At 64.8% G+C, this 23,862-nt stretch carries 22 protein-coding genes; 13 read left to right on the forward strand and 9 right to left on the reverse strand.

Going from position 1 to position 23,862, the window contains the following annotated elements; all coding sequences use genetic code 11:
* Window positions 1-63: 63 nt before the first annotated feature.
* Window positions 64-588: a thermonuclease family protein gene (locus V3328_RS15755; RefSeq protein WP_340330639.1), complete on the reverse strand. Its 525-nt coding sequence runs from the start codon at window positions 586-588 to the stop codon at window positions 64-66.
* 179 nt (window positions 589-767) lie between these two features.
* On the opposite strand from V3328_RS15755, the gene V3328_RS15760 reads away from it, so the two are divergent.
* Window positions 768-2,303: a sensor histidine kinase gene (locus V3328_RS15760; RefSeq protein WP_340330640.1), complete on the forward strand. Its 1,536-nt coding sequence runs from the start codon at window positions 768-770 to the stop codon at window positions 2,301-2,303.
* A 162-nt stretch (window positions 2,304-2,465) separates the two neighbouring features.
* On the forward strand, window positions 2,466-3,185 hold the full coding sequence (locus tag V3328_RS15765) for a retropepsin-like aspartic protease family protein (RefSeq protein WP_340330641.1): 720 nt from the start codon (window positions 2,466-2,468) through the stop codon (window positions 3,183-3,185).
* Window positions 3,186-3,232: 47 nt separating this feature from the next.
* On the opposite strand, the gene V3328_RS15770 is transcribed toward V3328_RS15765, so the two are convergent.
* Window positions 3,233-3,703 (reverse strand): PAS domain-containing protein, encoded by a 471-nt coding sequence (locus tag V3328_RS15770; protein ID WP_340330642.1) that lies wholly within the window; start codon window positions 3,701-3,703, stop codon window positions 3,233-3,235.
* Window positions 3,704-3,861: 158 nt separating this feature from the next.
* Between V3328_RS15770 and V3328_RS15775 the strand changes: the two genes are divergently transcribed.
* Window positions 3,862-4,905 carry an AraC family transcriptional regulator gene (locus V3328_RS15775; RefSeq protein WP_340330643.1) on the forward strand — a complete coding sequence of 348 codons (1,044 nt, stop codon included), beginning with the start codon at window positions 3,862-3,864 and terminating at the stop codon, window positions 4,903-4,905.
* A gap of 289 nt (window positions 4,906-5,194) precedes the next feature.
* Window positions 5,195-5,671, forward strand: coding sequence for a MerR family transcriptional regulator (locus V3328_RS15780; RefSeq protein ID WP_340330644.1), 477 nt, complete (start codon window positions 5,195-5,197; stop codon window positions 5,669-5,671).
* Between the two features lie 27 nt (window positions 5,672-5,698).
* Here the strand turns inward: V3328_RS15780 and dusA are convergent, their stop codons facing one another.
* The 3 genes from dusA to V3328_RS15795 form a co-directional block, all read right to left on the reverse strand.
* Entirely contained in the window at window positions 5,699-6,706 is a 1,008-nt protein-coding gene (dusA, locus tag V3328_RS15785) for a tRNA dihydrouridine(20/20a) synthase DusA (RefSeq protein WP_340330836.1), read from the reverse strand.
* A 261-nt stretch (window positions 6,707-6,967) separates the two neighbouring features.
* Window positions 6,968-7,450, reverse strand: a complete 483-nt coding sequence (locus V3328_RS15790; protein WP_378759068.1) for a YciE/YciF ferroxidase family protein — start codon at window positions 7,448-7,450, stop codon at window positions 6,968-6,970.
* A gap of 85 nt (window positions 7,451-7,535) precedes the next feature.
* On the reverse strand, window positions 7,536-8,297 hold the full coding sequence (locus V3328_RS15795) for a PRC-barrel domain-containing protein (protein ID WP_340330646.1): 762 nt from the start codon (window positions 8,295-8,297) through the stop codon (window positions 7,536-7,538).
* 408 nt (window positions 8,298-8,705) lie between these two features.
* On the opposite strand from V3328_RS15795, the gene V3328_RS15800 reads away from it, so the two are divergent.
* The 4 genes from V3328_RS15800 to V3328_RS15815 all read left to right on the forward strand — a co-directional run bounded on the left by V3328_RS15800 (window position 8,706) and on the right by V3328_RS15815 (window position 13,926).
* A complete protein-coding gene (locus V3328_RS15800; protein WP_340330647.1) occupies window positions 8,706-10,502 on the forward strand; it encodes an FAD-dependent oxidoreductase in 1,797 nt (598 codons plus the stop codon).
* Window positions 10,492-12,333 carry a 2-oxoacid:acceptor oxidoreductase subunit alpha gene (locus tag V3328_RS15805; protein ID WP_340330648.1) on the forward strand — a complete coding sequence of 614 codons (1,842 nt, stop codon included), beginning with the start codon at window positions 10,492-10,494 and terminating at the stop codon, window positions 12,331-12,333. The genes V3328_RS15800 and V3328_RS15805 overlap by 11 nt, the downstream gene beginning before the upstream one ends.
* Window positions 12,334-12,347: 14 nt before the next feature.
* A complete protein-coding gene (locus tag V3328_RS15810) occupies window positions 12,348-13,403 on the forward strand; it encodes a 2-oxoacid:ferredoxin oxidoreductase subunit beta (RefSeq protein WP_340330649.1) in 1,056 nt (351 codons plus the stop codon).
* A gap of 283 nt (window positions 13,404-13,686) precedes the next feature.
* The gene (locus tag V3328_RS15815; RefSeq protein WP_340330650.1) at window positions 13,687-13,926 is read left to right on the forward strand and encodes a hypothetical protein; all 240 of its coding nucleotides are present in this window, start codon (window positions 13,687-13,689) and stop codon (window positions 13,924-13,926) included.
* Between the two features lie 36 nt (window positions 13,927-13,962).
* On the opposite strand, the gene V3328_RS15820 is transcribed toward V3328_RS15815, so the two are convergent.
* Together V3328_RS15820 and V3328_RS15825 are read right to left on the reverse strand one after the other, a co-directional pair.
* Window positions 13,963-15,027, reverse strand: coding sequence for a GntR family transcriptional regulator (locus V3328_RS15820; RefSeq protein ID WP_340330651.1), 1,065 nt, complete (start codon window positions 15,025-15,027; stop codon window positions 13,963-13,965).
* A 32-nt stretch (window positions 15,028-15,059) separates the two neighbouring features.
* The gene (locus V3328_RS15825; RefSeq protein ID WP_340330652.1) at window positions 15,060-15,833 is read right to left on the reverse strand and encodes an SDR family NAD(P)-dependent oxidoreductase; all 774 of its coding nucleotides are present in this window, start codon (window positions 15,831-15,833) and stop codon (window positions 15,060-15,062) included.
* Between the two features lie 194 nt (window positions 15,834-16,027).
* Here V3328_RS15825 and V3328_RS15830 point away from each other — a divergent pair, with 194 nt between their 5' ends.
* The 5 genes from V3328_RS15830 to V3328_RS15850 are packed head-to-tail and all read left to right on the forward strand — an operon-like array spanning window position 16,028 to window position 20,728.
* Window positions 16,028-16,771: an SDR family oxidoreductase gene (locus V3328_RS15830; protein WP_340330653.1), complete on the forward strand. Its 744-nt coding sequence runs from the start codon at window positions 16,028-16,030 to the stop codon at window positions 16,769-16,771.
* On the forward strand, window positions 16,768-17,916 hold the full coding sequence (locus V3328_RS15835) for an Ldh family oxidoreductase (RefSeq protein ID WP_340330654.1): 1,149 nt from the start codon (window positions 16,768-16,770) through the stop codon (window positions 17,914-17,916). The genes V3328_RS15830 and V3328_RS15835 overlap by 4 nt, the downstream gene beginning before the upstream one ends.
* On the forward strand, window positions 17,913-18,905 hold the full coding sequence (locus V3328_RS15840) for a C4-dicarboxylate TRAP transporter substrate-binding protein (RefSeq protein WP_340330655.1): 993 nt from the start codon (window positions 17,913-17,915) through the stop codon (window positions 18,903-18,905). The genes V3328_RS15835 and V3328_RS15840 overlap by 4 nt, the downstream gene beginning before the upstream one ends.
* Before the next feature lie 37 nt (window positions 18,906-18,942).
* Window positions 18,943-19,437 (forward strand): TRAP transporter small permease, encoded by a 495-nt coding sequence (locus V3328_RS15845; protein ID WP_340330656.1) that lies wholly within the window; start codon window positions 18,943-18,945, stop codon window positions 19,435-19,437.
* Window positions 19,438-19,444: 7 nt separating this feature from the next.
* The gene (locus V3328_RS15850; RefSeq protein WP_340330657.1) at window positions 19,445-20,728 is read left to right on the forward strand and encodes a TRAP transporter large permease; all 1,284 of its coding nucleotides are present in this window, start codon (window positions 19,445-19,447) and stop codon (window positions 20,726-20,728) included.
* 15 nt (window positions 20,729-20,743) lie between these two features.
* On the opposite strand, the gene V3328_RS15855 is transcribed toward V3328_RS15850, so the two are convergent.
* Both V3328_RS15855 and V3328_RS15860 read right to left on the reverse strand, forming a co-directional pair.
* A complete protein-coding gene (locus V3328_RS15855; RefSeq protein ID WP_378759051.1) occupies window positions 20,744-22,867 on the reverse strand; it encodes a catalase in 2,124 nt (707 codons plus the stop codon).
* Window positions 22,868-23,012: 145 nt separating this feature from the next.
* Window positions 23,013-23,813, reverse strand: a complete 801-nt coding sequence (locus V3328_RS15860; RefSeq protein ID WP_340330659.1) for an N-acyl homoserine lactonase family protein — start codon at window positions 23,811-23,813, stop codon at window positions 23,013-23,015.
* Window positions 23,814-23,862 lie beyond the last annotated feature (49 nt).

The raw sequence follows: 23,862 nt of genomic DNA on the forward strand, positions 1-23,862 counted from the left end.
TTCGAAATCGATCATAGCAGTTCCGCTGCCCGTGCCAGCAGCGCGACCGGGCATTCGAACCAGTCACGTACCCCTGAACATCTCCCGCCACAATGCGGGACGTTCGAATTCGCTCCGCCAAAGCCCGAGTTCGCCGGCCTTCGCGATCCGCTCCTGAGCCGCGTAGCCTCCGTAGGCAACCGCCCAGCCGTCTCTCACCATCCGCTCGTTCAGCGCCGTGCCGCCGACCGAGCAGACCGCCAGCACGCGTCCGTAGACGTCCCTTCCCTCGCCCTCGCAGGTAACGTCGCGGCCGGCTATCATTTCGTGCAGGGCGGACCTGGCGGCCTCGCCGCACCGCCAGAGTTTGCCGTCCAGCCGGCACATCTGCCCCATTTCCGGGGCGTCGATGCCGGTGAGGCGCGTCTTCACCGTGCCGACCACGAGGGAGTCCCCGTCGATCACGTGAGCGGCTCCGGAATAGCTGCGGGGCGCCCCTGAGGGCAGATAGGCCAGGACGAGCACCATGAAGGCGACGACGACCAGGGCCGTCAGAAAGTCGTCGACACGGGTGAGCGCCGTACGGCGGTCTTTTGATCGCGAACGCAATGCCAACCTCGAAGATTACGGACGGCTTCCGGTGGAAGCACGATCTTAAGGAATTGCCGGCAAGAGTCCGACGTCTCCATCGTCGCGGCGGTGCGTAGCACAGGTCGATCAACCTGTCGCTTCGGACGGGATGTGCAAGGGGCCGGTTCGGCGACGTCGAACACGTTCGCAATATCGGGATGGCACGACAAGGCGACAAGAACGCGCGTAGCGACCTGGCTCCCCTGGCGGCGGAAGACGAACGCTTCGCCGCCGAGGACGGCGGCGCACGCGCGCAACCATTGACGCCGGCGGGCACCAGATCCGCAATCGAGCAGGAAATGCTGGGCGCCTACGCCAGCAACCAGACGGCCCTCGTCCTGCTCGTGCCGCTGCTGGCCATTATCATCGCCGCAATGCTGTCGGTCTGGGTATCGTGGACTCACGCCGCGATCTGGCTCGCGGCGATCCTCATCGGCAACGGCCTCCTGACCCATCTGTGCCGGCGCTACCTGGACGCCGACGGGGGCCTGCCGCGCGCCGCCGTCTGGCAGCGCCGCTTCGTCGCAGCCGAGTTCGTCAATGGCCTCCTCTGGTCGGCGCCGGCCTTCCTGGGCGCAGCGCCGGGCGGCCAGGTTCCGACCATCTTCCTGTTCGCCATCCTGATCGTGGCGCTGTCTATACGCACGCTGACGGCAAGCAACCTGCCGAGCGCCAATCTTGCCGGAACGGTGCCGATCACCGCTGCGATCGTCCTGACGTTCGGCATGCTCGGCGGTCCGATGCACCTGGCGATGGCCGGTCTCGCGATCGGCGCCCAGGTCTTCTTCATGATCGTCGCGCGGCAGCTTCGTGCGGGCGCGCCAGAGATGATCGGCCTGCGAGCCGAAAAGGACGCGCTGATCGGTGAACTCGAACAGGCCAGAGCGCAGTCGGAAGAGGCCAGGCGTCGTGCCGAGGAGGCAAGCCTGGCGAAGTCACGCTTCCTGGCAACGATGAGCCACGAGTTGCGGACTCCGCTGAACGCCATCCTGGGCTTCTCGGAGGTCCTCAAGGACGAGATGCTCGGCGCCCACACTGTGGCCGCCTACAAGGAGTATTCCGCCGATATCCACCGCAGCGGCCGCCACCTCCTCAATCTCATCGACGAGATCCTGGACCTGTCGCGCATCGAGGCCGATAGATACGAACTGCGGGAGGAGGCGGTGGCGCTCGTCGACACCGTCGAGGACTGCCGCCGGCTGCTCAGGCTGCACGCCCATCGCCGCGGCATCACGCTGAAGGCGGATTTCGAGACCGATCTGCCGGCGATCCGGGGCGACCAGCGCGCCGTTCGCCAGATCGTGCTCAATCTCCTTACGAATGCCATCAAGTTCTCGCCGGACGGCAGCGCTATAGACCTGATGGTAGGCTGGACGACGAGCGGCGGGCAGTACCTGAGCGTCACTGACTCCGGCCCGGGCATCCCGGAAGAGGAGATACCCACCGTGCTCCAGGCCTTCGGTCGGGGAACACTTGCCGTCCGCAATGCCGAAGAAGGTTCGGGACTGGGCCTGCCGATCGTCGTCAAGCTGGTCGAGCTGCACGGCGGACGCTTCGACCTGCACTCGCGGCTCCACCAGGGGACCGAGGTCATCGTCACCTTTCCCCGCGAACGGGTCACCGCCGCACGGCCGCCGCAACAGGACAACCTGCGGCGCGGCGCGGCCAGGAGGCACGGCGGAAGGGCGGCGTAGTCGCTGGCTGCGGCGCGACCGCCGCGCCCTCCCTCCGATCCGTCTGGGAGCGCGCGCCGCCTTGCATTTCAGCCCCCGGCACGCGATCTCATATCAGGGCGCCGCCCAAACCCCTTCCCGCCGACGCAACGGACGGTCGAACAGCAGCAGCGAGGCAACAGAATGAGGCACAAGAGTCTCGCTTGGATCGGAATCGGCGTTCTGGCGCTGGCCGCGGTCGTGCTGGCGCTGCGCAACTCGGCCGGCACGGTCGGCGGCATGACGAACGCGGATTTCGGCTCGATCGCCACCGGCACGGCCCTTCTCATCGTGATCGGCGGCACGATGCTGACCAGCCGGTCGTTCCGCGCCGGCGCCGCAATCCGGCACGCGGTGATCTGGCTGGGCGCGCTGCTCCTGCTGATCACCGTCTACAGCTTCCGGTTCGAATTCGCATACGTCACCCAAAGGGTGTTCGGGGAACTGATACCGGGCGCACCGATCGCCTCCACCGATGCACGCGGCCGGACGGTCGTCACGCTGCGGCGCGACGCCAGCGGCCATTTCGTCACGCGGGGCACGATCGACGGTGCCGGCGCGACGTTCCTGGTCGACACCGGCGCCAGCGTCCTCACACTGACCGATTCGACCGCCTCTGCCATCGGCTACGATACCGACAGCCTGCGCTATTCGGTTCCGGTCAGCACGGCGAACGGACGGACCTTCGTGGCCCCGGTTTCCGTCGAAGTCCTGCAGATCGGTCCCCTCACCTTCCGTGATCTGCGTGCCTACGTCGCTCCACCGGGCGCCCTGGATGGCAACCTGCTGGGCGTCAACGTGCTCGACCGGCTCGGCTCCTACACCGTGCGCGGGGACGAGATGATCCTCACCGGGCGGACCTGAGCGAGAGGACCGGCCGTCAGACCAGGGGGCAAGCGGCGGTCCGACGCCTAGGAATCCATCCAGACCCAGACGCCGACCAGGGCCGTGACGGTCTTGCCGTCGTCGGAAACCGGGACGAGAAGCCGTTCGAAGGTACTCGCGGCCGATCCCCTGAGCGGGTTCATCCTCATCCAGTAATGCGGCTCCGCGGCGTCCACGATCCGGGCGTACACCGCCTCGAAATGTCCGATCGCCTGGGGCGCAACCAGTTCATCGATCGTGTAGCCGTCGATCTCCCGCCCCAGCATCCGGGCGTGCAGGGGACCGGCACGCGCACAGCGGTAGCGGGTGCGGGAACTGATGCCGGTCTCGACCTCGATGACGGCCGCGCCCGGGAATTCCGCGACCAGACCATCGTAGTCGAGGTCTTCGATCGACGGCAGGCGGCCATCGCGGGCGGCCGCTACCCAGCGACGAAAGAGTTCGTGCAGTGCCGGATCGGCGCTCTCCGGTGCCGGATTTTTGCGATCCGATGACATCATGTTCCCAAAATTGTCATGCCCAATGCTCCTCTTCGAGAAGACGGAAATCGTTCAGGCAGCAACCCATTGCGATGTTAAGCGTCGGAAAACAAAAGAGTCATTGCGATTTTTATCATTACCCGCCAAATTATTTACCTAAGGGAATGGCTACAGAGATGCGCGGCATCGAGATCGAACGATTGCGGATCGCGGCGGCCATGCTGAGGGGCGTGGAGGACTTCACGTCCGCGGCGGGTATCGAATTCCAGTCATTGGCCAACGCCGTCGGCCTTGGCCCGATCGACCCCGACGACGAGAACCAGTTCGTCAATCTGGACTGTTTCGCGAAATTCCTCGAAATCAGTTCGATTCTGGCCGGAGACGACAGCCACGGCTTGCGCATGGCGGTCTTCCAGAAGCAGGTCCTGTCCGGCCCCCTGTCTCTCGCGCAGCTGAACGCACCGACCATGCGCGAGGCGCTGGTGACGATGATCAAGTACATCGGCACCCGGGTCGACCTCGCCAACATGGAACTCGTCGTCGAAGGGGATACGGCGGCGATAGAATGGGCCTTTTCCCCGCTTTTCGTCCGCCGCTGGCAGCTGCTGGACTTCACCGCCGGAACCCTGGTCGGCCGGATGTCCCGGATCCTCGCACAGGACTGGCGGCCGACGACGATGGGCCTGACCAGACCCGCTCCGAAGAACCGTGACGTCCATCGGCAGCATCTGGGACGTTCGCTGGAATACGCGTGCGGGACGAACTACATCGCCTTCAATGCCAGTTTGCTGGCGGTTCCGATCCAGAATGCCGATCCGGTCGTATATGACATATCGACCCGGCTGCTCAATCGGATGCTGGAAGACCGGAACGTTTCCGCAGACTTCGTAACAGCGATCCGGGAAGAGATCATCCACGGGCTATCGTCAGAGGAAGGCGCTCTGCTGGACCGTATTGCCAGGCGAATGGGCATGAGCGTGCGCAGCCTCCAGCGAGGTCTCGCCGAACACGGAATGACTTACCAGACGCTTGTCGACTCCACCCGGAAGTCGCTGGCCGTCCGGTATCTGGAGGACCCAGGACTGACCTTTTCGCAGATCGCCTATCAGTTGGGCTTTTCGGCTCCCAGCGCGTTTACCCGAGCATCCTACCGGTGGTTCGGTCAACGTCCGGGGGCGGTGCGCAAGAGTCTGCGGCGCGGGATTCAGATCCAAAACTAGCACCTTGACCACAAAAGGACGCTCAGGAGAATTTTCTGGCACTTAAAGATAATTCTTTCAGATTTGCGACATGCCATATACGGCCGCAACGAAAGCCGGCTTCGGGGCTCGAATTGACTCGTGCCGGCACGGACAGCCTTCACCCGCGTCCGCCGACCACGTGTGCGGCGGAGATGGGGCCGGTGTGAGGGCGATGTCCAGGTGCAACCTGAGCACGACATCTCGACCAGATCTGACCGCGTCGGCGGCAGAGGGCGATCATGTTCGTGCACGATGACGGAGGTATGAATTGGTAAACGAAACCGGCCTGACTTCGGCCAGAAAAGAGGATTCCGCCCTCACGGCGTCCGGCAAGGATGGGGCGTCCGCTCCTGCCCGAAGCCATTTCACCATTGGAGAGGTAGCGCGCGAGTTCGGATTTACCCTCCGGGCCCTGCGCTTCTATGAGGAAAAGGGCCTCATTTCGCCGCGCCGTTCGGGCAATCGCAGACTGTATTCGAAGGGCGACCTCCGCCGGCTGCGGATCATCGCCAACGGCAAGAAGATCGGACTCTCGCTCGACGACATTCGGGAGATTCTGAAGGCCGACACCGGCGAGTCCGACGATACCAAGCTGCTGAAGGTATCGCTCGACAAGGCGGTCCGGCGCCTCGACGCGCTCGAGCACGAGCAGGCGCAGCTTCAGGACTATACCCGGGAAGCCGTCAAACTCATCAACGAGTTGAAGACGAAGCTCGGCCGCGAGACGCTGACGGCCGCAAAATAGCACCACGCCGGCGGCATGTGCCACGTCTCATGCCGCCACGCGTCCGGGGTCTGATCGGATCCGAGAATAGGCGTCAAGAAGCAGGCCCGGCCGCGCGTCGGGCCTTTGCATGTCGACGCTCAACAGCCGCCGCCACTGTCGCGCCCCGGGTTCGCCGTGAAAGAGCCCCAGCATGGGGCGGGTCACATGATGCAGGGGCACGCCTGCTTCGGCCTGCGCGCAGGCGTATTCGTGCATTTTGGCAATGACGTCGTCGTACGGGAGGGGCGGCGTCGGATCGCTGAATACGGTCAAGTCGACGTCGCGCAGAATCGCAGGCGTCCGGTAGGCCGCTCTGCCCAGCATGACGCCGTCCAGGCCGCCCATATGCGGGAGCGCCTCCTCCAGGCTGCCCAGGCCGCCGTTCAGGATGACAGGCAGGTCGGGAAACGTCTCCTTCAGCCGGTGGACGCGCTCACGGTCCAGCGGCGGAATTTCCCGGTTCTCCTTGGGACTGAGGCCCTTCAGCCAGGCCTTGCGCGCATGCACGACCAGCGCGTCGACACCCGCCTCCACCAGCTTGGCTGTGAACATGTCGAGCGGTGCGCCGGTATCCTGGTCGTCAATGCCAAGCCGGCACTTGACCGTCACCGGCACGCGGACCGCCGACTTCATCGCCTCTACACAGGCCGCAACCAGGTCCGGCTCCGCCATGAGGCAGGCACCGAAACGTCCGGATTGCACCCGATCCGACGGACACCCCACGTTGAGATTGATCTCGTCGTATCCATAGCTCTCCGCAATTCGCGCCGCCTCCGCGAGTTCGGAGGGACTCGATCCACCAAGCTGGACGGCGTTCGGGTGTTCGGAAGGGTCGCAGCCGAGGAGCCTGTCGCGGTCACCGTGCAGGATCGCGGCGGAGGTGATCATTTCGGTGTAGAGCCGCGCGCGCCGGCTCAGGAGCCGATGGAAATACCGGCAGTGCCGATCGGTCCAATCGATCATCGGCGCCACCGAGAAGGTCTTCTCCCTGGCGTTCAACTGTTCGGAATCCATGTTGGGGGCCTGAACATGGCCTGTTCGCTGGCCCGGGCATTCCCGCATCTTTGCCTGTGTTGGCCAATGCAGCGCTACGGATTGCCCCACGTCTATGGGCAGGACGGCCAAATGTCAAAATGAGCGCCCGCTGGCGGCCGCCGGCGACCCGGTGCAGACGGCAAGAACGCCCGGATTGGCTCCGGGCGTTCTCCCAATCACGGTTTTCAGCAGCGTGGCCCACACGGTTCCCACTATTGCGGGCCTGCCGTCCCGATCCTATCAGGCGGCCAGTTTATTGACGCTCTGCTCAGCCAGTTTCGTCAGCTTCTCGTCGGCTGCGTATTCCTGTTTGAGGTTCGCCTCCAGGTGCTTGACCGCTTCCTTCATTCCGAGCCGCTTCGCCCAGGCGATCATGGTTCCGTAGCGGGTGATCTCGTAGTGTTCCACCGCCTGCGCCGCAGCGATCATGCCGGCGTCGCAGGATTCGGCATCGCCCGCTTCGTCCATGATCTCCTTGCCTTCCTCGAGGATGCCTTCGATCGCGTCGCAGGTGACGCCGCGCGGCTTCAGGTCGAGGAGACCGAAAACCTTCTCCAGGTTCTCGATATGGGACTCGGTTTCCTTGCGGTGGTGCTCGAAAGCCTCACGCAGCTTATCGGACCCCGCCTTCCGCGCCATCTTCGGCAGCGTCTTCAGGATCTGCTTTTCGGCGTAGTACATGTCGCGCACGAAGTGCACGAACAGTTCGTTGAGATTGTTCATGGCCATAGTCGGCCTCCACTGTTTGACGTATCCGAACGAAAAGCCCGCGGGATGAGATCCCGCGGGCTCGGGTCAATCGAGGACGTCAGCCGGCGTCGCGTGCTGCCGTGTTGTAGTACTCGTCGTTCTCGCGACGCCAGTTCTCGTCGTCCATCCAGTCGAAGGTGTCGCGCTCGAAACGCGGAGCGTTCTCGAGCTGCTCCTCGGTCATGGCGAGGTAGAAGACGTCGCCGTCACCGGACACCCTCAGCTTGTCGAACGGAACCGCCGACTGGTCCTCGCCCAGGCCGAGGAAGCCGCCATAGGTGACGATCGCGTAGGCCGGCTTGCCGCTGGGCTCCAGAATGATGTCGGAAATCTCGCCGATGTTCTCATCATTGGAGCTACGCACGTCCGCACCGAGGACCCGGTCGGCGCGAAGTTGGCCGCCCATCTGGTCGAGGCTCTGTGCCTGCTCGTAGGAATACTCGCGCGGCTCTTCGCGCCAGCCGGCGACGGGCTCGCGGCCTTCGGCCATGCGCTGGGCTTCCTGCGGGTTGGAGACGAGCTCGTTCAGCGCGTCCGCGACCTCCTGGCAGGCGCCGTCCTTGCCGTACGCGGCGAGGATCTGCGCTGCATTGCGAAGCTGCCGTACGTCCTGCGTCAGCATCGTGCTGTAGCCGGCACGCATGTCCGGATTGTCACGAAGCTGGGCTTCGAAATCCCGGTTGACGACGGTGCAGTCGGATTCTGCCGCAACGCGCTGGTTTTCCGTGGCCTGGTTGTTGTTGTCCGACTGGGCACCAGCGACGCCGGCCGTACCGGCGATTATTGCCACTGCGGCAGTCGTCGTGAGAAAGCGTTTCATATTCGTCCTCCTGAGAACGCGAGGTTCTGAATCGTTGGTGAAAATGATCCGGCGAGTCGCGTGATCCTCATCCAGATTGGCAGTTCATCTGGAGAAACCACTTCTGGACTGAGCGTCCATCAACCCTGCCCCGATCAACTGTCCTGACAACGTGGGAGGCGCCATAGGGTTCCGGTTTTTTTGCATTGCCGCCAACGGCCGACCGGCGGTCCGCGACCACCGGCGGCGGCTTCTGGCGCTAGCCCCGATCCCTGGGATCCCCGATCCGTCCGGCAGCCGAAACCGGGCATTCAAAGATCTGAAAAAGCAGGTATGATGAGTTGTCGGCCGGACAACGGGACATCAAGAACCCGGTGCGATCGAGCCGGCGCAGAGGATCCAAGGAAGGCGCCCGCTGGCGCGAAGAAGATGAAATCGACGGACGTCGCCGACCCAGAGTACTTTCACAAAGTCATCGATTGCCAGTGGGCCTGCCCCGCCCACACCCCGGTTCCCGAATACATCCGCCTGATAGCGCAGCGCCGCTACGCGGACGCGTTCATGGTCAACTGGGAATCGAACGTGTTTCCGGGGATCCTCGGTCGCACCTGCGACCGGCCGTGCGAACCGGCCTGCCGGCGCACGCGGGTCGAGGAGAAACCGGTTGCGATCTGCCGCCTCAAGCGCGTCGCCGCCGACCTGAAGGGAGACATCGGTCCGCGCCTGCCGCAACGCCCGTTCCCTCCGAACGGAAAGCGGGTCGCGCTGATCGGCGGCGGGCCCGCATCGCTGACGGTCGCGCGCGACCTGCTGCCGCTCGGCTATCACTGCGTTGTCTTCGAGAAGGACACCCGCGCCGGCGGGCTGATGCGGACCAACATCCCCTCCTTCCGGCTGCCGGTATCCGTGCTGGACGAGGAGGTCGACCGGGTGCTGGACCTGGGCGCGGAGGTTCGCTTCGGCCACGAGGTCGACAGCCTGCAGGCGATCCGCGAGGAAGGGTTTGATGCCGTCTTCATCGGGACAGGGGCACCGCGAGGCAAGGACCTGGCCGTCAAGGGACGCGAGGAAGCCGGTGCCAACGTCCACATAGGAATCGATTTCCTGACCTCGGTGGCGTTCGGCCATGTCGACAAGATCGGCCGCCGCGTCGTCGTCATCGGCGGCGGCAACACCGCGATGGACTGCTGCCGCACCGCGCTCAGGCTCGGCGGCGAGGAGGTGACCGTGACGGTGCGCAGCCCGCGCGCCGACATGAAGGCCTCCGAATGGGAGATCGAGGACGCGCTGCGCGAAGGCGTGCCGATCCTCGACAATCACTCGCCCGTGGAATTCCGGACCGAGAACGGCAAGCTTACCGCCGTCGTGTTCGAGAAGATGAAGGCCGAATACGACGACACGGGCCGGCGCAAGCTCAGGCCGACCGGCGAGCCGCCGGTCGTCGTCGAATGCGACGACGTGTTGATGGCGATCGGCCAGGAGAACGCTTTCCCGTGGATCGAGCGCGGCATCGGCCTCGACTTCGACGACAACGGCATGCCGGTCGTCGACGCCCAGACCTTCTCCTCGACGATGCCCGGCGTGTTCTTCGGCGGCGATGCAGCATGGGGGCCCGAGAACATCATCTGGGCCGTTGCGCACGGCCATCAGGCGGCGATTTCGATCGACCTGTTCTGCCGGGGCGAGCCGCTCGACCGGCGGCCGCCGCCGCACACCAATCTCGTCAGCCAGAAGATGGGCATTCACGAGTGGTCCTACGACAACGACGTCTCCGTCAGCCGCCGCATCCCGGTGCCCCATGTCGAGACCGCCGCGGCACTCAAGAGCCTCACCGTCGAGGTCGAACTGGGTTATGACGAGAAGCTCGCCTTCGACGAGGCGATGCGCTGCCTCAACTGCGACGTCCAGACGGTCTTCACGTCGAACCTGTGCATCGAGTGCGATGCCTGCACGGACATCTGCCCCGTCGACTGCATCAATTTCGTAGAGAACGCGCCGGAAACCCAGCTTCGCGAGAAGCTCAGGGTGCCGGCCCGCAACCTGGAGCAGGACCTCTACATCGCCGACGGCCTGAAGACGGGCCGGATCATGGCCAAGGACGAGGACGTCTGCCTGCACTGCGGCCTGTGCGCCGAACGATGCCCGACAGGGGCCTGGGACATGCAGAAGTACACCTACTGGGACGCTCACGCAGACGCATCGCGGGAGCCGGCCGATGCTGCCTGACCGCGCCTTCAACGAATTCGTCCTCAAGTTCGCCAACGTCAACGGCTCGGGATCGGCCAGCGCCAACCTGCTCTGCGCCAAGGCGCTGTTCCGGATGGGCCTGCCGGTCAGCCCGAAGAACATCTTCCCTTCCAACATCCAGGGCCTGCCGACCTGGTACGAGATAAGGGTGAGCGAGGCGGGCCATCTGGCGCGGCGCGCCGGCATCGACATCATGGTCGCCATGAACCCGCAGACCTATGCGGCCGACACAGCCGAGGTAGTGCCGGGCGGTTCGATCATCTACGACAGCACCTGGCCGCGCAATTTCGGGCGCGACGACATCAACCAGATCGGCATTCCGATCGCCGCGCTGTGCGCGGAGGAGTGGTCGGATCCGCGCCAGCGGCAGCTGTTCAAGAACGTCGTCTATCTCGGCGCGCTGTCCTGGCTGATCGAAATCGACATCGAGATCATCGAACGGCTGCTCGCCGAGCAGTTCCGCGCCAAGCCGAAACTCGTCGAGCCCAACCTCAAGGCGCTGCAGATCGGTCGCGACTACGTCCACGACAAAGTCAAGATCCGGCTGCCCGTGAGGGCGCGCAAGTCCAACGGCACCGCCGACAAGATCATGATCAGCGGCAACGAGGCGGCCGGCCTCGGGGCGGTCTATGCCGGCGCTACGGTGGCATCGTGGTATCCCATCACGCCGTCGACCTCGCTGGCCGAAGCCTTCGAGAGATACGCCTCGAAACTGCGCCGCGACCCGGACGGAAAGATGAAGGCCGCGGTGATCCAGGCCGAGGACGAACTTTCGGCGGCCGGAATGGCGATCGGCGCGAACTGGAACGGCGCGCGTGCCTTCACCGCGACGTCGGGACCGGGGATATCGCTGATGAGCGAGTTCATCGGACTGGCCTACTTCGCCGAGATCCCGCTGGTGCTCTTCGACATCCAGCGCGGTGGTCCCTCCACCGGCATGCCGACGCGCACGCAGCAGTCCGATATACTGGCCTGCGCCTATGCCTCGCACGGCGACACCCGCCACGTTCTCGTCATTCCCGGCGACCCGGGGGAATGCTTCAGCCTGACCGCCGACGCCTTCGACCTCGCCGACCGGCTGCAGACACCGGTCTTCGTGATGAGCGATCTCGATATCGGCATGAACGACTGGGTCGTGGACTCACTTCAGTGGGACGACACCCGCCGCATGGACCGCGGCAAGGTGCTGGATGCCGCCGGCCTCGAGGCCGCGACGAGCTTCGGGCGCTACCGCGACGTGGACGGGGACGGCATACCCTGGCGAACCATTCCGGGGACCCACCCGGACAAGGGCGCCTATTTCACCCGCGGCACCTCTCATACCGACACCGGCGGCTACACCGAGGACGGCACCATTCACGCAGCGATGCTAGAGCGCATCGCTTCGAAATTCGAGACGGCGAAGGCCCTGGTGCCGAAGCCGGTGGTGCGCACGCTGAGTTCGAAGTCCCGGCTCGGCATCATCAATTTCGGCTCGACCGATCCCGCCATCCGCGAAGCGATGGGCCTGATGGCGCGGGAGGGCTACGGCCTCAATCACATGCGGCTGCGCGCCTTCCCTTTTTCGGACGAAGTCATGGACTTCATCGACCGGCACGACTTCCTGTTCGTCGTCGAACAGAACCGCGACGCGCAGATGCGGCACCTGCTGATCGCGGAAGCCGAGGTTCCGGCAAAGAAGCTGGTCTCCATCACCAACTGTGACGGCATGCCCCTGACGGCCGCCTTCGTGATGGAACGGGTGCTCGCCGTTCTTCGCGAGAACCGGCGCATTGCCGAGGCTTCCGCCCCACCGATCACCGCTGCCTGACCGGATCGATCACGATGACCCACATCACCAAGCCGAAGTTTCATCATCCCGCTCTCGCCTTGAACTCGCTCGGCCTGACCAGGCGCGACTACGAGGGCGTCATCTCGACGCTGTGTGCCGGCTGCGGCCACGATTCCGTTTCCGCGGCGATCGTCGAGGCGTGCTTCGAACTCGACATCGAGGCCCATCGCGTCGCCAAGGTCTCGGGGATCGGGTGCTCCTCGAAGACGACGAACTATTTCCTCAACCGCTCGCACGGGTTCAATTCGGTTCATGGCAGAATGCCGTCCGTGGCGACCGGTGCCAATCTCGCCAACCGGAACCTGGTCTATGTCGGGGTTTCGGGTGACGGCGACACCGCCTCGATCGGCCTCGGCCAGTTCTGTCACGCGATCCGCCGTCGGCTCAACATGCTCTACCTGGTTGAGAACAACGGGACCTACGGACTCACCAAGGGACAGGCGTCGGCGACCAACGACAAGCAGTCGAAGAACCGCAAGGGACTGGGAACGCCGTTCGAGTCGATCGATCTGGCTGCGCTGGCGGTCGAACTCGGCGCCGGCTTCGTCGCCCGATCGTTTTCCGGAGACAAGGCGCAGCTCGTCCCGCTCGTCAAGGCGGCGATGAGCTACCGAGGGTTCGCGCTGATCGACGTGATCAGCCCCTGCGTGACCTTCAACAACCATCCCACTTCGACCAAGAGCTACGACTACGTGCGCGAGCACAATGCCGCGCTCGACAGGGTCGATTTCGTGCCGGTCCGGGAGACGATCTCCGTCGACTACGAGCCGGGCTCTGTCGTCGACGTGACCCTTCACGACGGAGCGGTGATGAAGCTGCACAAGCTTGCCGAGGACTACGATCCGAGCGATCGCGGCGCCGTGCTCTCGGCGCTCAACCGGCATCGGGAAGCGGGAGAAGTCGCCACCGGCCTCCTCTATCTGGACGCCGACGAAACAGATCTGCACGGCCTGATCGATACCGTTCCGGCCCCGCTCAACAGCCTGCAGGACGCCGATCTGTGCCCAGGCAACGCGGCCCTGGAGGAAATCAACGCGCGCCACAGCTGACCCACAGTATAATCTCGAGAGTCTCTGACGTGGTGCGCGTCTAGATCAGAACAGGTTCGGCGGTCGCGCCGTTTTCCACAGTTGAAGACGGCGACCCGACCCTTGGATCTGCAGTCTTTGCAGATCTTCATGATCTGCCGTACTCTTGTCCATCGCCCTGGAGTTTAGAGCCAGCTGCGGCGGAGCCTGGCGAGCTTGCTCGGGGCGACGACCTCAAGGTCGAAAAGCGGATTTCACGACCGATTGCGCAGATGATGCGATCGGCTTACGGGGAGAAAACGCTTTGACACACACGCTTGTATTGGACCGCGGCGAACGCGAGTCGCTGGAACAGTCGGGTGAACTCACCTTCGACAAGAACGGTGACGAGATCCTCATCGGGCTATCGCGGCTGGAGTCCGTCGAATTCCTGCGGCTGCAGCGGGAATCGTTCATCCACACGCTGTCGATCGCAAAGCGCCGCAAGTACGGACTGCTGAAAAGCAAGCGCAAGGCCGCGACGGAGATCGGGGCGGTCGCGTAGCCGGCGCAGCGGCGCCGGTCGGGACGCGGGATCAGTCTATAGTGGCTCGAGATAGGCGAGGTCTTCCGGATTGACCTGCTGGACGACCACGTCGACACGCGCGATCGCCCGGTCGCGGGAGACCCTCAGATGCTGCTCCAGCGTGCGGGCCGAGGCGGTGGCGCGTCCGCACTCCAACTGCTCGACGATGGCCAGATGCTCGGGAAGGAACGGCTCAGTCTCGAACAGCCGTGGTGTCCAGCGGTAGAGAAACCTGTGCGCGATCAGAAGCGACTGGTGCAAGGTTATCGCCTGCATCAGTGTCCCGTTGCCACAATATCCCAGCAGTTCGACATGCAGCTCCTCTTCCAGCCGGTCGAGCGTGGCCCCGCCGATCGTGTGCGCCTCGGCGATCGCGTCCTCCAGGTTTCGGCGCATCCGGGCGATCAGCGCGGGCGGCACGTCAGGCGCCGCCTTTACCAGCGCCTGCGGCTCGAGCAGCCAGCGCAGCTCGTACAGCTCGCCGATATGGTCGGGGCTCATCCTCGGCGCATACCATCGTGACCGCTCGTCCTTGCGGATGACGCCGCGCTGCTGCAGCCGCCCGATCACGTCGCGCGCCACCGTGCGGCTGACGCCATAATGGCGCGCGAGCTTGACCTCGTTCAGGCGCCAGCTCGCGAACGAGATCCGGGCGGTGATCTCGTTCTCGATCTCGCCGTAGATCCGCTCCCAGCTGGACATCGACACGAGACGCACGTCGGCCGAGTCGGCGCTGGCCGGACGTATGGGATCGCGGCGAACCGAATCCTCGCTGTTGACGGTATATCCGCGGCCGGCCGACTTCACGACCAGCCCGCCGCGCTCCAGTTCCTCGAGCGCCTGTCGCGCGGGCGCGCGGCTTATGCCGAAGCGCTCCGCGACGGCCGTCTCGCCCAGACGCGCGCCGCCCGCTATCTCGCCCGCCTCGATCTGGCCTGCCAGGATGCGGAACACGCGTTCGTACAGGCGCGGCGCCGGGCCGGAGAAATCCCGGTCGGCAGCCTCCCGCCGGCGCACCGTGCGGCTGCGTGGGTCCGGATCCGCCTGCCCGTCCGGCTCAATGGTTCGCGAAGACGCCATCGCCCGCTATCTTATCCCTGCCCGGACCAAAGTCATATTCCGGACGACAGGTAGCCGCCATCCACCCGCAGTGTCGCGCCGCTTACGAAGCGCGCAGCGTCGGAGGCCAGATAGACGGCTGCGCCGACCAGTTCGGGCAGTTCGCCCATCCGCTTCATGGCACAGCGGCGGCGGGCCTCGGCCTTTCGCTCCTCCGGCATCCGTTCGCGGTTGAGGTCTGTCAGGAAGAAGCCCGGGGCGATCGCGTTGACGCGCACCCCCTTCTCTCCCCACTCCGCCGCGAAGCTCTGCGTGATTCCCGCAACGCCGAACTTGCTCGCGCAATAGGCGGCTGCGTTCGCCCACCCCGTGTGGGCGGCGAGCGAACTGATGTTGATGATGCTGCCTCCGCCGCGCTCGCACATTCGGCGGCCGAACTGGGTGCAGGCGAAGAACACGCTCTTCAGGTTGGTGTCGACGATATTGTCATACTCGGCTTCGCTGAGGTCGAGCGCCGGCTTGATAGCCGTGGTGCCCTGGCAGTTGACGAGCACGTGGACGGGACCGTGTTCGGCTTCTACCGTCTCGGCCAGCGTGGCCAGCGCCGACACTGACCGCGCATCCGCGGAGTAGGCGATGCGGGCAGACGCGCTCCCGCCAAGTTTGCCCGCGACGGCGTCGAGCGCCTCGCGACGCCGTCCGGCGATCAGCACGGTCGCCCCGGCCTCCCGGAATCCCAGCGCGATCTCCCGTCCGATACCGCTAGAACCGCCGATGACCAGCGTAGTGCGGCCGGCCAGCGAAAAATCGCTCATGTTGAATGCCATCTGGATCCTCCCGGTTGGTGTCTGCGCCGAGGCCGGCTGCATGTCCGACTACATGAGGCGCGCGTGCCTGTCGTGTTCGCCATTGCAGTCGGCCCCATTGTACATTCCTCCAGTTACGTATAGTGTACACAAAAGACATTATTCGCGGCAGCGTCTGCAAGGGCGCCGGACGCGGCAGGGAGGAAGACGCGGACATGGCAGGTCGGCTTGCCGGCAAGCGCGCATTTGTCACCGGTGCCGGACAGGGTATCGGGCGGGCGATCGCAATTTCCTGCGCGGCCGAAGGCGCCGATGTGCTGGCCGCTAGCCGCACGGCAGCCAAACTCGCCGATCTTCCCGAAGCCAGTCCCGCCATCCTGCCAGTCGAACTCGACGTGACCGACGGCGAGGCCGTCCGGCGGGCGATTTCCGACGCGGGGCGGATCGACGTCCTCGTCAATTGCGCGGGCTGGGTGCACGACGGGACCATCCTGGAATGCGACGAGGACGCCTGGGCGCGCAGCCTCGACCAGAACGTCACCTCGTGCTTCCGGACCATTCGCGCCGTCCTCCCCGCGATGATCGAGAATGGCGGCGGCGCCATCGTCAACGTAGCCTCCGTCGCCTCCAGCATCACGGGCGTGAACCGGCGTGTCGCCTACGGAGCCAGCAAGGCGGCTCTGATCGGCCTGACGAAGGCGGTCGCGCGCGATACGGTCAGGACGGGCGTGCGGGTGAACGCGCTGTGCCCGGGAACCACGGATTCCCCCTCGCTGCAGCAGCGGATCGAGGCGACCGACGATCCGGACGCGACGCGCCGGATGTTCATGGACCGGCAGCCGGTGGGCCGGCTCGGCACAGCCGAGGAAATGGCATCCGCCGCGGTCTACCTGGCAAGCGACGAGTCTGCCTTCATGACAGGGCAGCTCCTCGTCGTCGACGGGGGCCAGACCCTATGACGGCCATCCCCAAGGATCAGTCCGGCGATGGCGCCCTGAGGGTTTCTGAGGCCGACCTGCACGCCTTCTGCAGGGCTGCACTTGCCGCCGCAGGCGCCGACGAGGCGACGGTCGACGCAGCGACGCGGGCGATGATGCATGCCTCGAGCCTCGGCGTCGATTCTCACGGCGTGCGCCTCCTCTCGCACTATGCCGCCGTGCTGATCGCCGGCCGTCTCAATCCGCGTCCTAACATCCGGATCACCTCCGGCTTCGGCGCCGTGGCGACCCTCGACGCGGATGACGCTCACGGCGCGCTTGCCACATACAAGGCGATGGAGCATGCGATCGGCCTGGCCGGACAGATGGGCATCGGCGCCGTCGCGGTAACGCGCAGCTCTCATTTCGGACCGGCCGGCGCCTACGCACTGGCCGCCGCCGAGGCCGGGTATATCGGTCTCGCCACCTGCAATGCCGACGCGGTCGTGCGCCTGCACGACGGCGCGTCCCGCTTCCATGGCACCAACCCGATCGCGTGCGGGGTCCCCGTTCGCGAGGGACGTCCCTGGCTGCTCGACATGGCGACCAGCGCCATTCCCTACAACCGCATCAGGCTGTACCGGAGCCTCCGCCAGCCGCTTCCTGCCGGTGTGGCGTCAACTCCGGAAGGACGCGACACGCTGGACGCAGATGAAGCGGAGATGCTTGCGCCGATCGGCGGGGAATTCGGCTTCAAGGGTGCCGGCCTCGCCGGCCTTCTCGAGATATTCAGTGCCGTTCTCACCGGCGCCACACTCAGTTTCGACCTGCCGCGGATGGCGGGTCCCGACCTGACCACACCTCGCAACCTGGGCGCCTTCGTCATGGCGATCAGGCCGGATGCCTTCGTCGACAAGTCGACGTTCGACGAGGGTTTGACGCGCTATCTGGATCGCCTGCGCGCCTCGCCCGCCCGCGACGGCTGCTCCGTCATGGCGCCGGGAGACCGCGAATGGGCCGAGGCGGAGCGGCGCGCGGTCCAGGGGATTCCGCTGGATCCGGTGACGATCGCCGATTTCGAACGTCTCGCCGAACGTTTCGACCTGGCCCTGCCCTTTGCGGCGGGGCAGCTCGGCCGGACGCCTGAAAGTGCAACAAAAAAGCCAACTGAAGGAGACAGCAGATGAAGGGACGGAAAAGCCGATTGATACCGGGGTGCGTGGCCGCGGGGGCGCTGGCCCTCATGAGCACGACCGCACTGGCGCAGGATACCTACACGCTGCGCTTCAACCACGTGCTCGGCCCCAGCGAGCCCTACCACCAGGGCTTCACGAACTGGGCGGAACGCGTGGCCGAACGCACCGACGGCGGCCTCAAGATCGAAGTGTTCCACAGCGCCCAGTTGGGCGTCGAGGAGGACATCATCGAGCAGATCCGGCAGGGCGCCAACATCGGTCAGAACACCGATTCCGCACGCCTGGGCAACTATGTCCCCGGAATTGCCGTGGTCAATGGGCCCTACTTCGTCTCGTCGATGGAAGAAGCCTTTTCGCTTGCCGATTCCCCGACCATGCAGGAGTGGCAGCAGGAGCTTGCCGAAGAGCACGGCATCAAGGTCGTCTGCTTCGATTGGGTGCAGGGCTTCCGGCACTTCTTCACCAACACGCCGATCCGGACGCCCGAAGACCTGTCCGGGCAGCGCATCCGCACGCCGCCCGCGCCGATCTGGCAGGAATCGATCAGGGCCCTGGGCGCCGAGCCGGTGGCGATGAACTTCACCGACATCTATCCGGGCCTGCAGCAGAAGGCCGTGGACGGCGCCGAACTGGTCTATCCCAACATCACCGCGGCCAACATGCACGAGGTGCTCGAATACGCCAACGAAACGGGGCACATTCTGCTGGTCAACTTCCAGGTGGTCAGCTCCGACTGGTTCGACAAACTCCCCGAGGACTACCAGACCGCGCTCGTGGAGGAATGCCGCACCGCCGGACAGGAGACGTCTGCCACGATCGCAGACGCCGTCGAGAAGGCTAAGGCGACGGTGGCGGAGAGGGGAATGACCATCGTCGACGACGTGGACATGGACGCCTTCCGCCAGGCGGGCGAAAAGGCTTACGAGGTTCTCGGCCTCACGGACGCCAAGAACAAGGTGCAGGCCGAGCTCGGCAAGTAAGGGGAACTTGCCGGAACCTGACCGGCGGGGACTGCGTATGCGCGCACTCTATGCTTTCGCCCTGAAAGTCGAGGCGGTCCTCGCCGGAACCTTTTTGCTGCTCATGGTGGCGCTGATCTTCACCGGCGGCGTGGCGCGGATGCTGCACCATCCGCTCAACTGGACGATCGACCTGTCCACCTGTTTCTTCGCCTGGGCCTGCTTCCTGTGCGCCGACATCGCGTGGCGTCGGGGCGCACTGATGACGATAGACATCGTTCCCTCGCTGGCCTCGCCGGGCGTCCGGCGGGCGCTCGTCTACGCCAACCATCTGATCATCGGCGTCTTCCTGGCCTACGTGATCTATGCAGGCGCGTGGCTGTCCTGGGTCAGCCGTGCCCGCAGCTTTCAGGGTATCCCGGGCGTCAGCTACTCATGGGTCACGATGAGCATCGTCGTGGGCGGCGCGCTGCTGCTGTTGACGACCGTGCTGAAGGTGCGGACGGCGCTGCGCGAGGACGGCTTGCTCGGCGCATCGCCGACATCGCGGTGACGCGCGGATGCTGATCGTCACCATCGCTTTCGTGGTTCTGCTCCTGATGGGGATGCCGGTCGCATTCGCCATCGGCATTTCGGGCGCCCTCTTCTTCCTCCAGCACCCGGAGCTGCCGTTCACCATCCCTGTTCAGGTAACAGTCTCGCAGACCCAGAACTTCGCCCTCTTGGCGGTCCCGCTTTTCATCATGGCGGGCAACTTCATGAACCGGTCGGGGATCACCGATCGGCTGCTGACGCTCGCATCGGTGCTGACCGGGCGGCTGAAGGGCGGGCTTGCACAGGTGTCGCTGGCGCTATCGGCGCTGATGGGCGGGGTGTCCGGGTCGGCGATCGCCGATGCCGCCATGCAGTCCCGCATGCTCGGCGAGCAGATGGTCGGCCGCGGCTTCACGCGGGGCTTCACGGCGGGCGTTCTGTCCTTCGGGGCCGTTCTCACCCCGATCATCCCCCCCGGAATCGGCATGATCCTTTACGGGACCATCGGCCAGGTTTCCATCGGCCAGCTCTTTGCGGCCGGCTTCGTTCCGGCGGCGCTGCTCTGGCTTGCCCTGTCGGTGTCCGTCTGGTTGACGGCCCGGCGGCGGGGCTACCAGCCCGAACGGCGGCACGGACCATCGCTGCGGGAGACCGCGACCGCACTGCGCGGAGGTCTCTGGGCGCTGCTGTTCCCGGTGTTCCTGCTGCTCGGCCTGCGGATGGGCGTGTTCACGCCATCGGAGATAGGAGCCTTCGCCGTCGTCTACGCCGTGTTCATCGGCGTCCTCATCTACCGCGAGATGAAGTCGGAGGGGTTCGTGGCGGCGCTGGAGGGCAGCCTGGCGGACGTCGGCGCCGTGATGTTCCTGATCGCGCTGTCGGCGATCTTCAGCTACGGCATCGTGCTGGAGCGGGTGCCGGACGTGGTCTCGGGCTGGATACTCGGCGCAACCGAGAACCTCTATGTGGCGATGGTGCTGATCGCGCTGTTCATCCTGGCGATCGGCTTCTTCATCGATGCCACGGTCCTGATCATCATGCTGACGCCGATCTTCCTTCCCCTCGTTCGCGAGCTGGGCGGCGACCCGGTACATTTCGGGATCGTGTTCATCGTCGCCGCCACCATCGGCAACTTCACGCCTCCGGTGGGAGCGGCGATGTACGCGGTGTGTTCGATCCTGAAATGTCCCGTCGGCGACTACACCCGGGAATCCATGCCCTTGTTCGTCGCGGTCGCCCTGGTGACGCTCCTGCTGATTTTCGTTCCTCAGATCGTGCTCTTCATTCCCGACCTGCTGTTCGGCAGGTAGCGCTGGCTGGGGCGCCTAGGCGCTCCGCTCCCAGAAGCGCAGATCCCGGCACGTCTTGACGAACGCAGCGGCATCGCCTGTCTTCTTCAGTTCCACAAAGCCGCCATCCGGATCGCAGCGGGCCGCATCGAACAGCGCGGTGGCGGCAGCCGAATAGGCGACGAACTTGCAATGCGCGAACGCATCGCTGACGAAGTCCTTCGCGGTCGGTTCTTTGGCCAGTTCTTCGGCGCCTTCGGGCGAGGTCAGCACCGCGACGGCGTCGTAGAGGACCGACGGTCCGCCATCGACCATCTGCTTTGCCTCGACCCATGTACCGTCGTCCGCCTCGACGCCGCCGACATGGGGAGCGATGAATTCGATCATCGCACCTTCCTTCTCGACCGCCGACTTGAGCGCCTTGAGCAGATCGATTGGCGCGCCATCGGAGACGAGTACCCCGAGCTTGCGTCCCTTGAAGCTGTCGGGACCGTTGAGAATGATGGAGAGCTTCGGCGACTCCTTGAGCTCGATGGTCGGCATGGCAGCGTCGGCAGGCTGCGGCATCGGCTTCAGCCTCAGCTTCTCGGCGACCGTCTCAGCCAGTCCCTTGTCGACGTTGAGGAGGTGGGAGACCACCCGTGCCCGGATCTCCGGCGTTTCGACCTTCGACAGCTCGAAGGTGAAAGCCGACGCGATGTGCTCGCGCTCGACTTCCGTCTGGGACAGGTAGAACTGCCGCGCCTGGCTGTAGTGATCGGCGAACGTCTCGGATCGCACGCGCTGTTTCGGAGCGTCGATGTGCTCGGGATAGGAGTTGAATCCGGCCTCCGGGGCCTCGCGCGGACCTCCCTGCTCTCCCCAGGAATTGGGCTCGTAGTTCGCCCGGCCCTTGGGGTTGTGGAACGCCATGTGGCCGTCCTGCTGGAAATGATGGAACGGGCAGCGCGGTGCGTTCACCGGAAGATGAGTGAAGTTGGGGCTGCCGAGACGCTTTAGCTGCGTGTCCAGGTATGAGAAGTTCCGGCCCTGCAGCAGCGGGTCGTTGGAGAAGTCGATCCCGGGAACCACGTTGCCGGTATGAAATGCAACCTGCTCGGTCTCGGCGAAGAAGTTGTCGACCGTCCGGTTCAGCACCATGCGCCCGACGGGGCGTACCGGCACGTCCTCTTCGGGAATGATCTTGGTTGGATCAAGGACGTCGAACTCGAACTTCTCGGCGAATTCCTCGTCGAACAACTGCAGCCCCAGTTCCCATTCCGGATAGTCGCCCATCTGGATCGCGTCCCAAAGGTCGCGCCGGTGGAAGTCAGGGTCGGCGCCGTTCAGCTTGAGCGCCTCGTTCCACACAACCGACTGCAGGCCCTGCTTGGGCTTCCAGTGGAACTTGACGAAGGTCGACTTGCCCTCCGCGTTGATCATGCGGAAGGTATGGACGCCGAAACCCTCCATGAAACGGAACGAGCGCGGGATCGTCCGGTCGGACATGATCCAGAGCGCCATGTTGATCGATTCCGGCGTCAGCGAGATGAAGTCCCAGAAGTTGTCGTGGGCGGTCTGCGCCTGCGGGAAGCCGCGATCCGGCTCCTGCTTGGCGGCATGGATCAGATCCGGAAACTTGATCGCGTCCTGGATGAAGAAGACCGGGATGTTGTTGCCGACGATGTCCCAGTTGCCCTCCTTGGTGTAGAGCTTGACCGCGAAACCGCGAACGTCGCGCGCCACGTCAGCGGAGCCCTTGTTGCCCGCTACCGTGGAGAAACGAACGAACACCTCGGTCTTCTCGCCGGGCCGCTGGAACAGGTCGGCGGATGTGATGTCCGCAAGGGACTCGTAGTTCTCGAAATAGCCGTGCACCCCGAAGCCCCGGGCATGGACGACGCGCTCGGGAATGCGCTCGTGGTCGAAATGGAAGATCTTCTCGCGAAAGTGCTGGTCTTCCAGCAAAGTGGGCCCTCGCGAGCCCGCCTTTAGCGAGTTCTGGTCATCCGCGACTGGCACGCCCTGCTGGGTGGTGAGCACAGGGACGTCGCCGGTTGCGACCTGATGCGTCTCTCCGCCGGTTCCACGAAGTATTTTCTGGTCGGCCAGAGTGACCGAGTCCATTTTTCCCGCTGAGCGGGATTTGGAAGTCTTGCTTGAGGATTTCGATTTCGCCATGAACTGGGTCTCCCGCCGACATACCCGAAGGCGGCCGCTGGGGCGCAGCCGCAAGTTGTCGGAGAAACGCGAGAGAAAGGCAGACGTTCCACCCAGGTCGCGGCGGCACGGCGTCCGGTAACGGCGGCGGCGGCAGGCAGGTCGTTCAGGTCGACCCTGCAACCGGCTCGAGGTCGAGCCGCACGATATCGTCCACACCCCGAAGCGCGGCAGGGTACCGTTCCAGAACGAGCGGATCATGGCCCGGCACGATGTGCTGGAGTGAAGTCGCCAGGCGCCGCATCGTGTCGTAGCTCTGGAGCATGTCGGATGCGCTCTCGAGCACCGGGAAAGGCCGGTACTGCTCGAAATTCGCATAGAAGTGCGAGGCATCCGACCCCAGCACCACCCATCCGCGCCGCGTCAGGACACGAATGACCTGAAGCCCCTTGGAGTGGCCTCCGACGCGGTGCACGGTGAGGTTCGGCGCGATCTCCGAGCTGCCGTCGTGAAAGACGACCCGATCAGCATAAAGCTTGGCCAGCATGTTGGCCACGTCGTCGTAGTCGAACGGATGGCGCAGATACGCATAGCACATGCACCGCCCCGTGCAGTAGGCCATCTCGACGTCCTGCAAGTGGTAGCGCGCCTTCGGGAAGAGCTCGTGGTTGCCGCAATGATCGAAATGCATGTGCGATAGGATCACGTCCTCGACGGTGTCGGGATCGATGCCGATCATCTTCAGGCCTTCGCCGACCGGACGAAGCAACTCGCGCTGGCGCCTGACGGCCACCTTTTCGTCGAAGCCGGTATCGAAGATGAACGTGCGCGACTCCCCCACGATCGCCCAGACGAAATAGTCGAGCGGCATCGGGCCGTCATGTGGATCGCCACCGACGAAATTGGCGGCCGCATTCCTGTGAAAGTGCCCGTAGCGTATGGCGTAGAGTTCGTAGGTGTCGGACATGAAACTCCTCCCCTTGTGAGGCGGTGCCGGGGCACCCCCGGTACTCGAT

This window comes from Microbaculum marinum (assembly GCF_037855135.1).
GTDB classification, from domain to species: domain Bacteria; phylum Pseudomonadota; class Alphaproteobacteria; order Rhizobiales; family Tepidamorphaceae; genus Microbaculum; species Microbaculum marinum.

Coding starts and splice junctions, on each gene's coding strand:
- V3328_RS15760 (WP_340330640.1), top strand. CDS start 768: ATGGCACGACAAGGCGACAAGAACGCGCGTAGCGACCTGGCTCCCCTG.
- V3328_RS15765 (WP_340330641.1), top strand. CDS start 2,466: ATGAGGCACAAGAGTCTCGCTTGGATCGGAATCGGCGTTCTGGCGCTG.
- V3328_RS15770 (WP_340330642.1), bottom strand. CDS start 3,703: ATGTCATCGGATCGCAAAAATCCGGCACCGGAGAGCGCCGATCCGGCA.
- V3328_RS15775 (WP_340330643.1), top strand. CDS start 3,862: ATGCGCGGCATCGAGATCGAACGATTGCGGATCGCGGCGGCCATGCTG.
- dusA (WP_340330836.1), bottom strand. CDS start 6,706: ATGGATTCCGAACAGTTGAACGCCAGGGAGAAGACCTTCTCGGTGGCG.
- V3328_RS15790 (WP_378759068.1), bottom strand. CDS start 7,450: ATGAACAATCTCAACGAACTGTTCGTGCACTTCGTGCGCGACATGTAC.
- V3328_RS15795 (WP_340330646.1), bottom strand. CDS start 8,297: ATGAAACGCTTTCTCACGACGACTGCCGCAGTGGCAATAATCGCCGGT.
- V3328_RS15800 (WP_340330647.1), top strand. CDS start 8,706: ATGAAATCGACGGACGTCGCCGACCCAGAGTACTTTCACAAAGTCATC.
- V3328_RS15805 (WP_340330648.1), top strand. CDS start 10,492: ATGCTGCCTGACCGCGCCTTCAACGAATTCGTCCTCAAGTTCGCCAAC.
- V3328_RS15810 (WP_340330649.1), top strand. CDS start 12,348: ATGACCCACATCACCAAGCCGAAGTTTCATCATCCCGCTCTCGCCTTG.
- V3328_RS15820 (WP_340330651.1), bottom strand. CDS start 15,027: ATGGCGTCTTCGCGAACCATTGAGCCGGACGGGCAGGCGGATCCGGAC.
- V3328_RS15825 (WP_340330652.1), bottom strand. CDS start 15,833: ATGGCATTCAACATGAGCGATTTTTCGCTGGCCGGCCGCACTACGCTG.
- V3328_RS15830 (WP_340330653.1), top strand. CDS start 16,028: ATGGCAGGTCGGCTTGCCGGCAAGCGCGCATTTGTCACCGGTGCCGGA.
- V3328_RS15835 (WP_340330654.1), top strand. CDS start 16,768: ATGACGGCCATCCCCAAGGATCAGTCCGGCGATGGCGCCCTGAGGGTT.
- V3328_RS15840 (WP_340330655.1), top strand. CDS start 17,913: ATGAAGGGACGGAAAAGCCGATTGATACCGGGGTGCGTGGCCGCGGGG.
- V3328_RS15845 (WP_340330656.1), top strand. CDS start 18,943: ATGCGCGCACTCTATGCTTTCGCCCTGAAAGTCGAGGCGGTCCTCGCC.
- V3328_RS15850 (WP_340330657.1), top strand. CDS start 19,445: ATGCTGATCGTCACCATCGCTTTCGTGGTTCTGCTCCTGATGGGGATG.
- V3328_RS15855 (WP_378759051.1), bottom strand. CDS start 22,867: ATGGCGAAATCGAAATCCTCAAGCAAGACTTCCAAATCCCGCTCAGCG.
- V3328_RS15860 (WP_340330659.1), bottom strand. CDS start 23,813: ATGTCCGACACCTACGAACTCTACGCCATACGCTACGGGCACTTTCAC.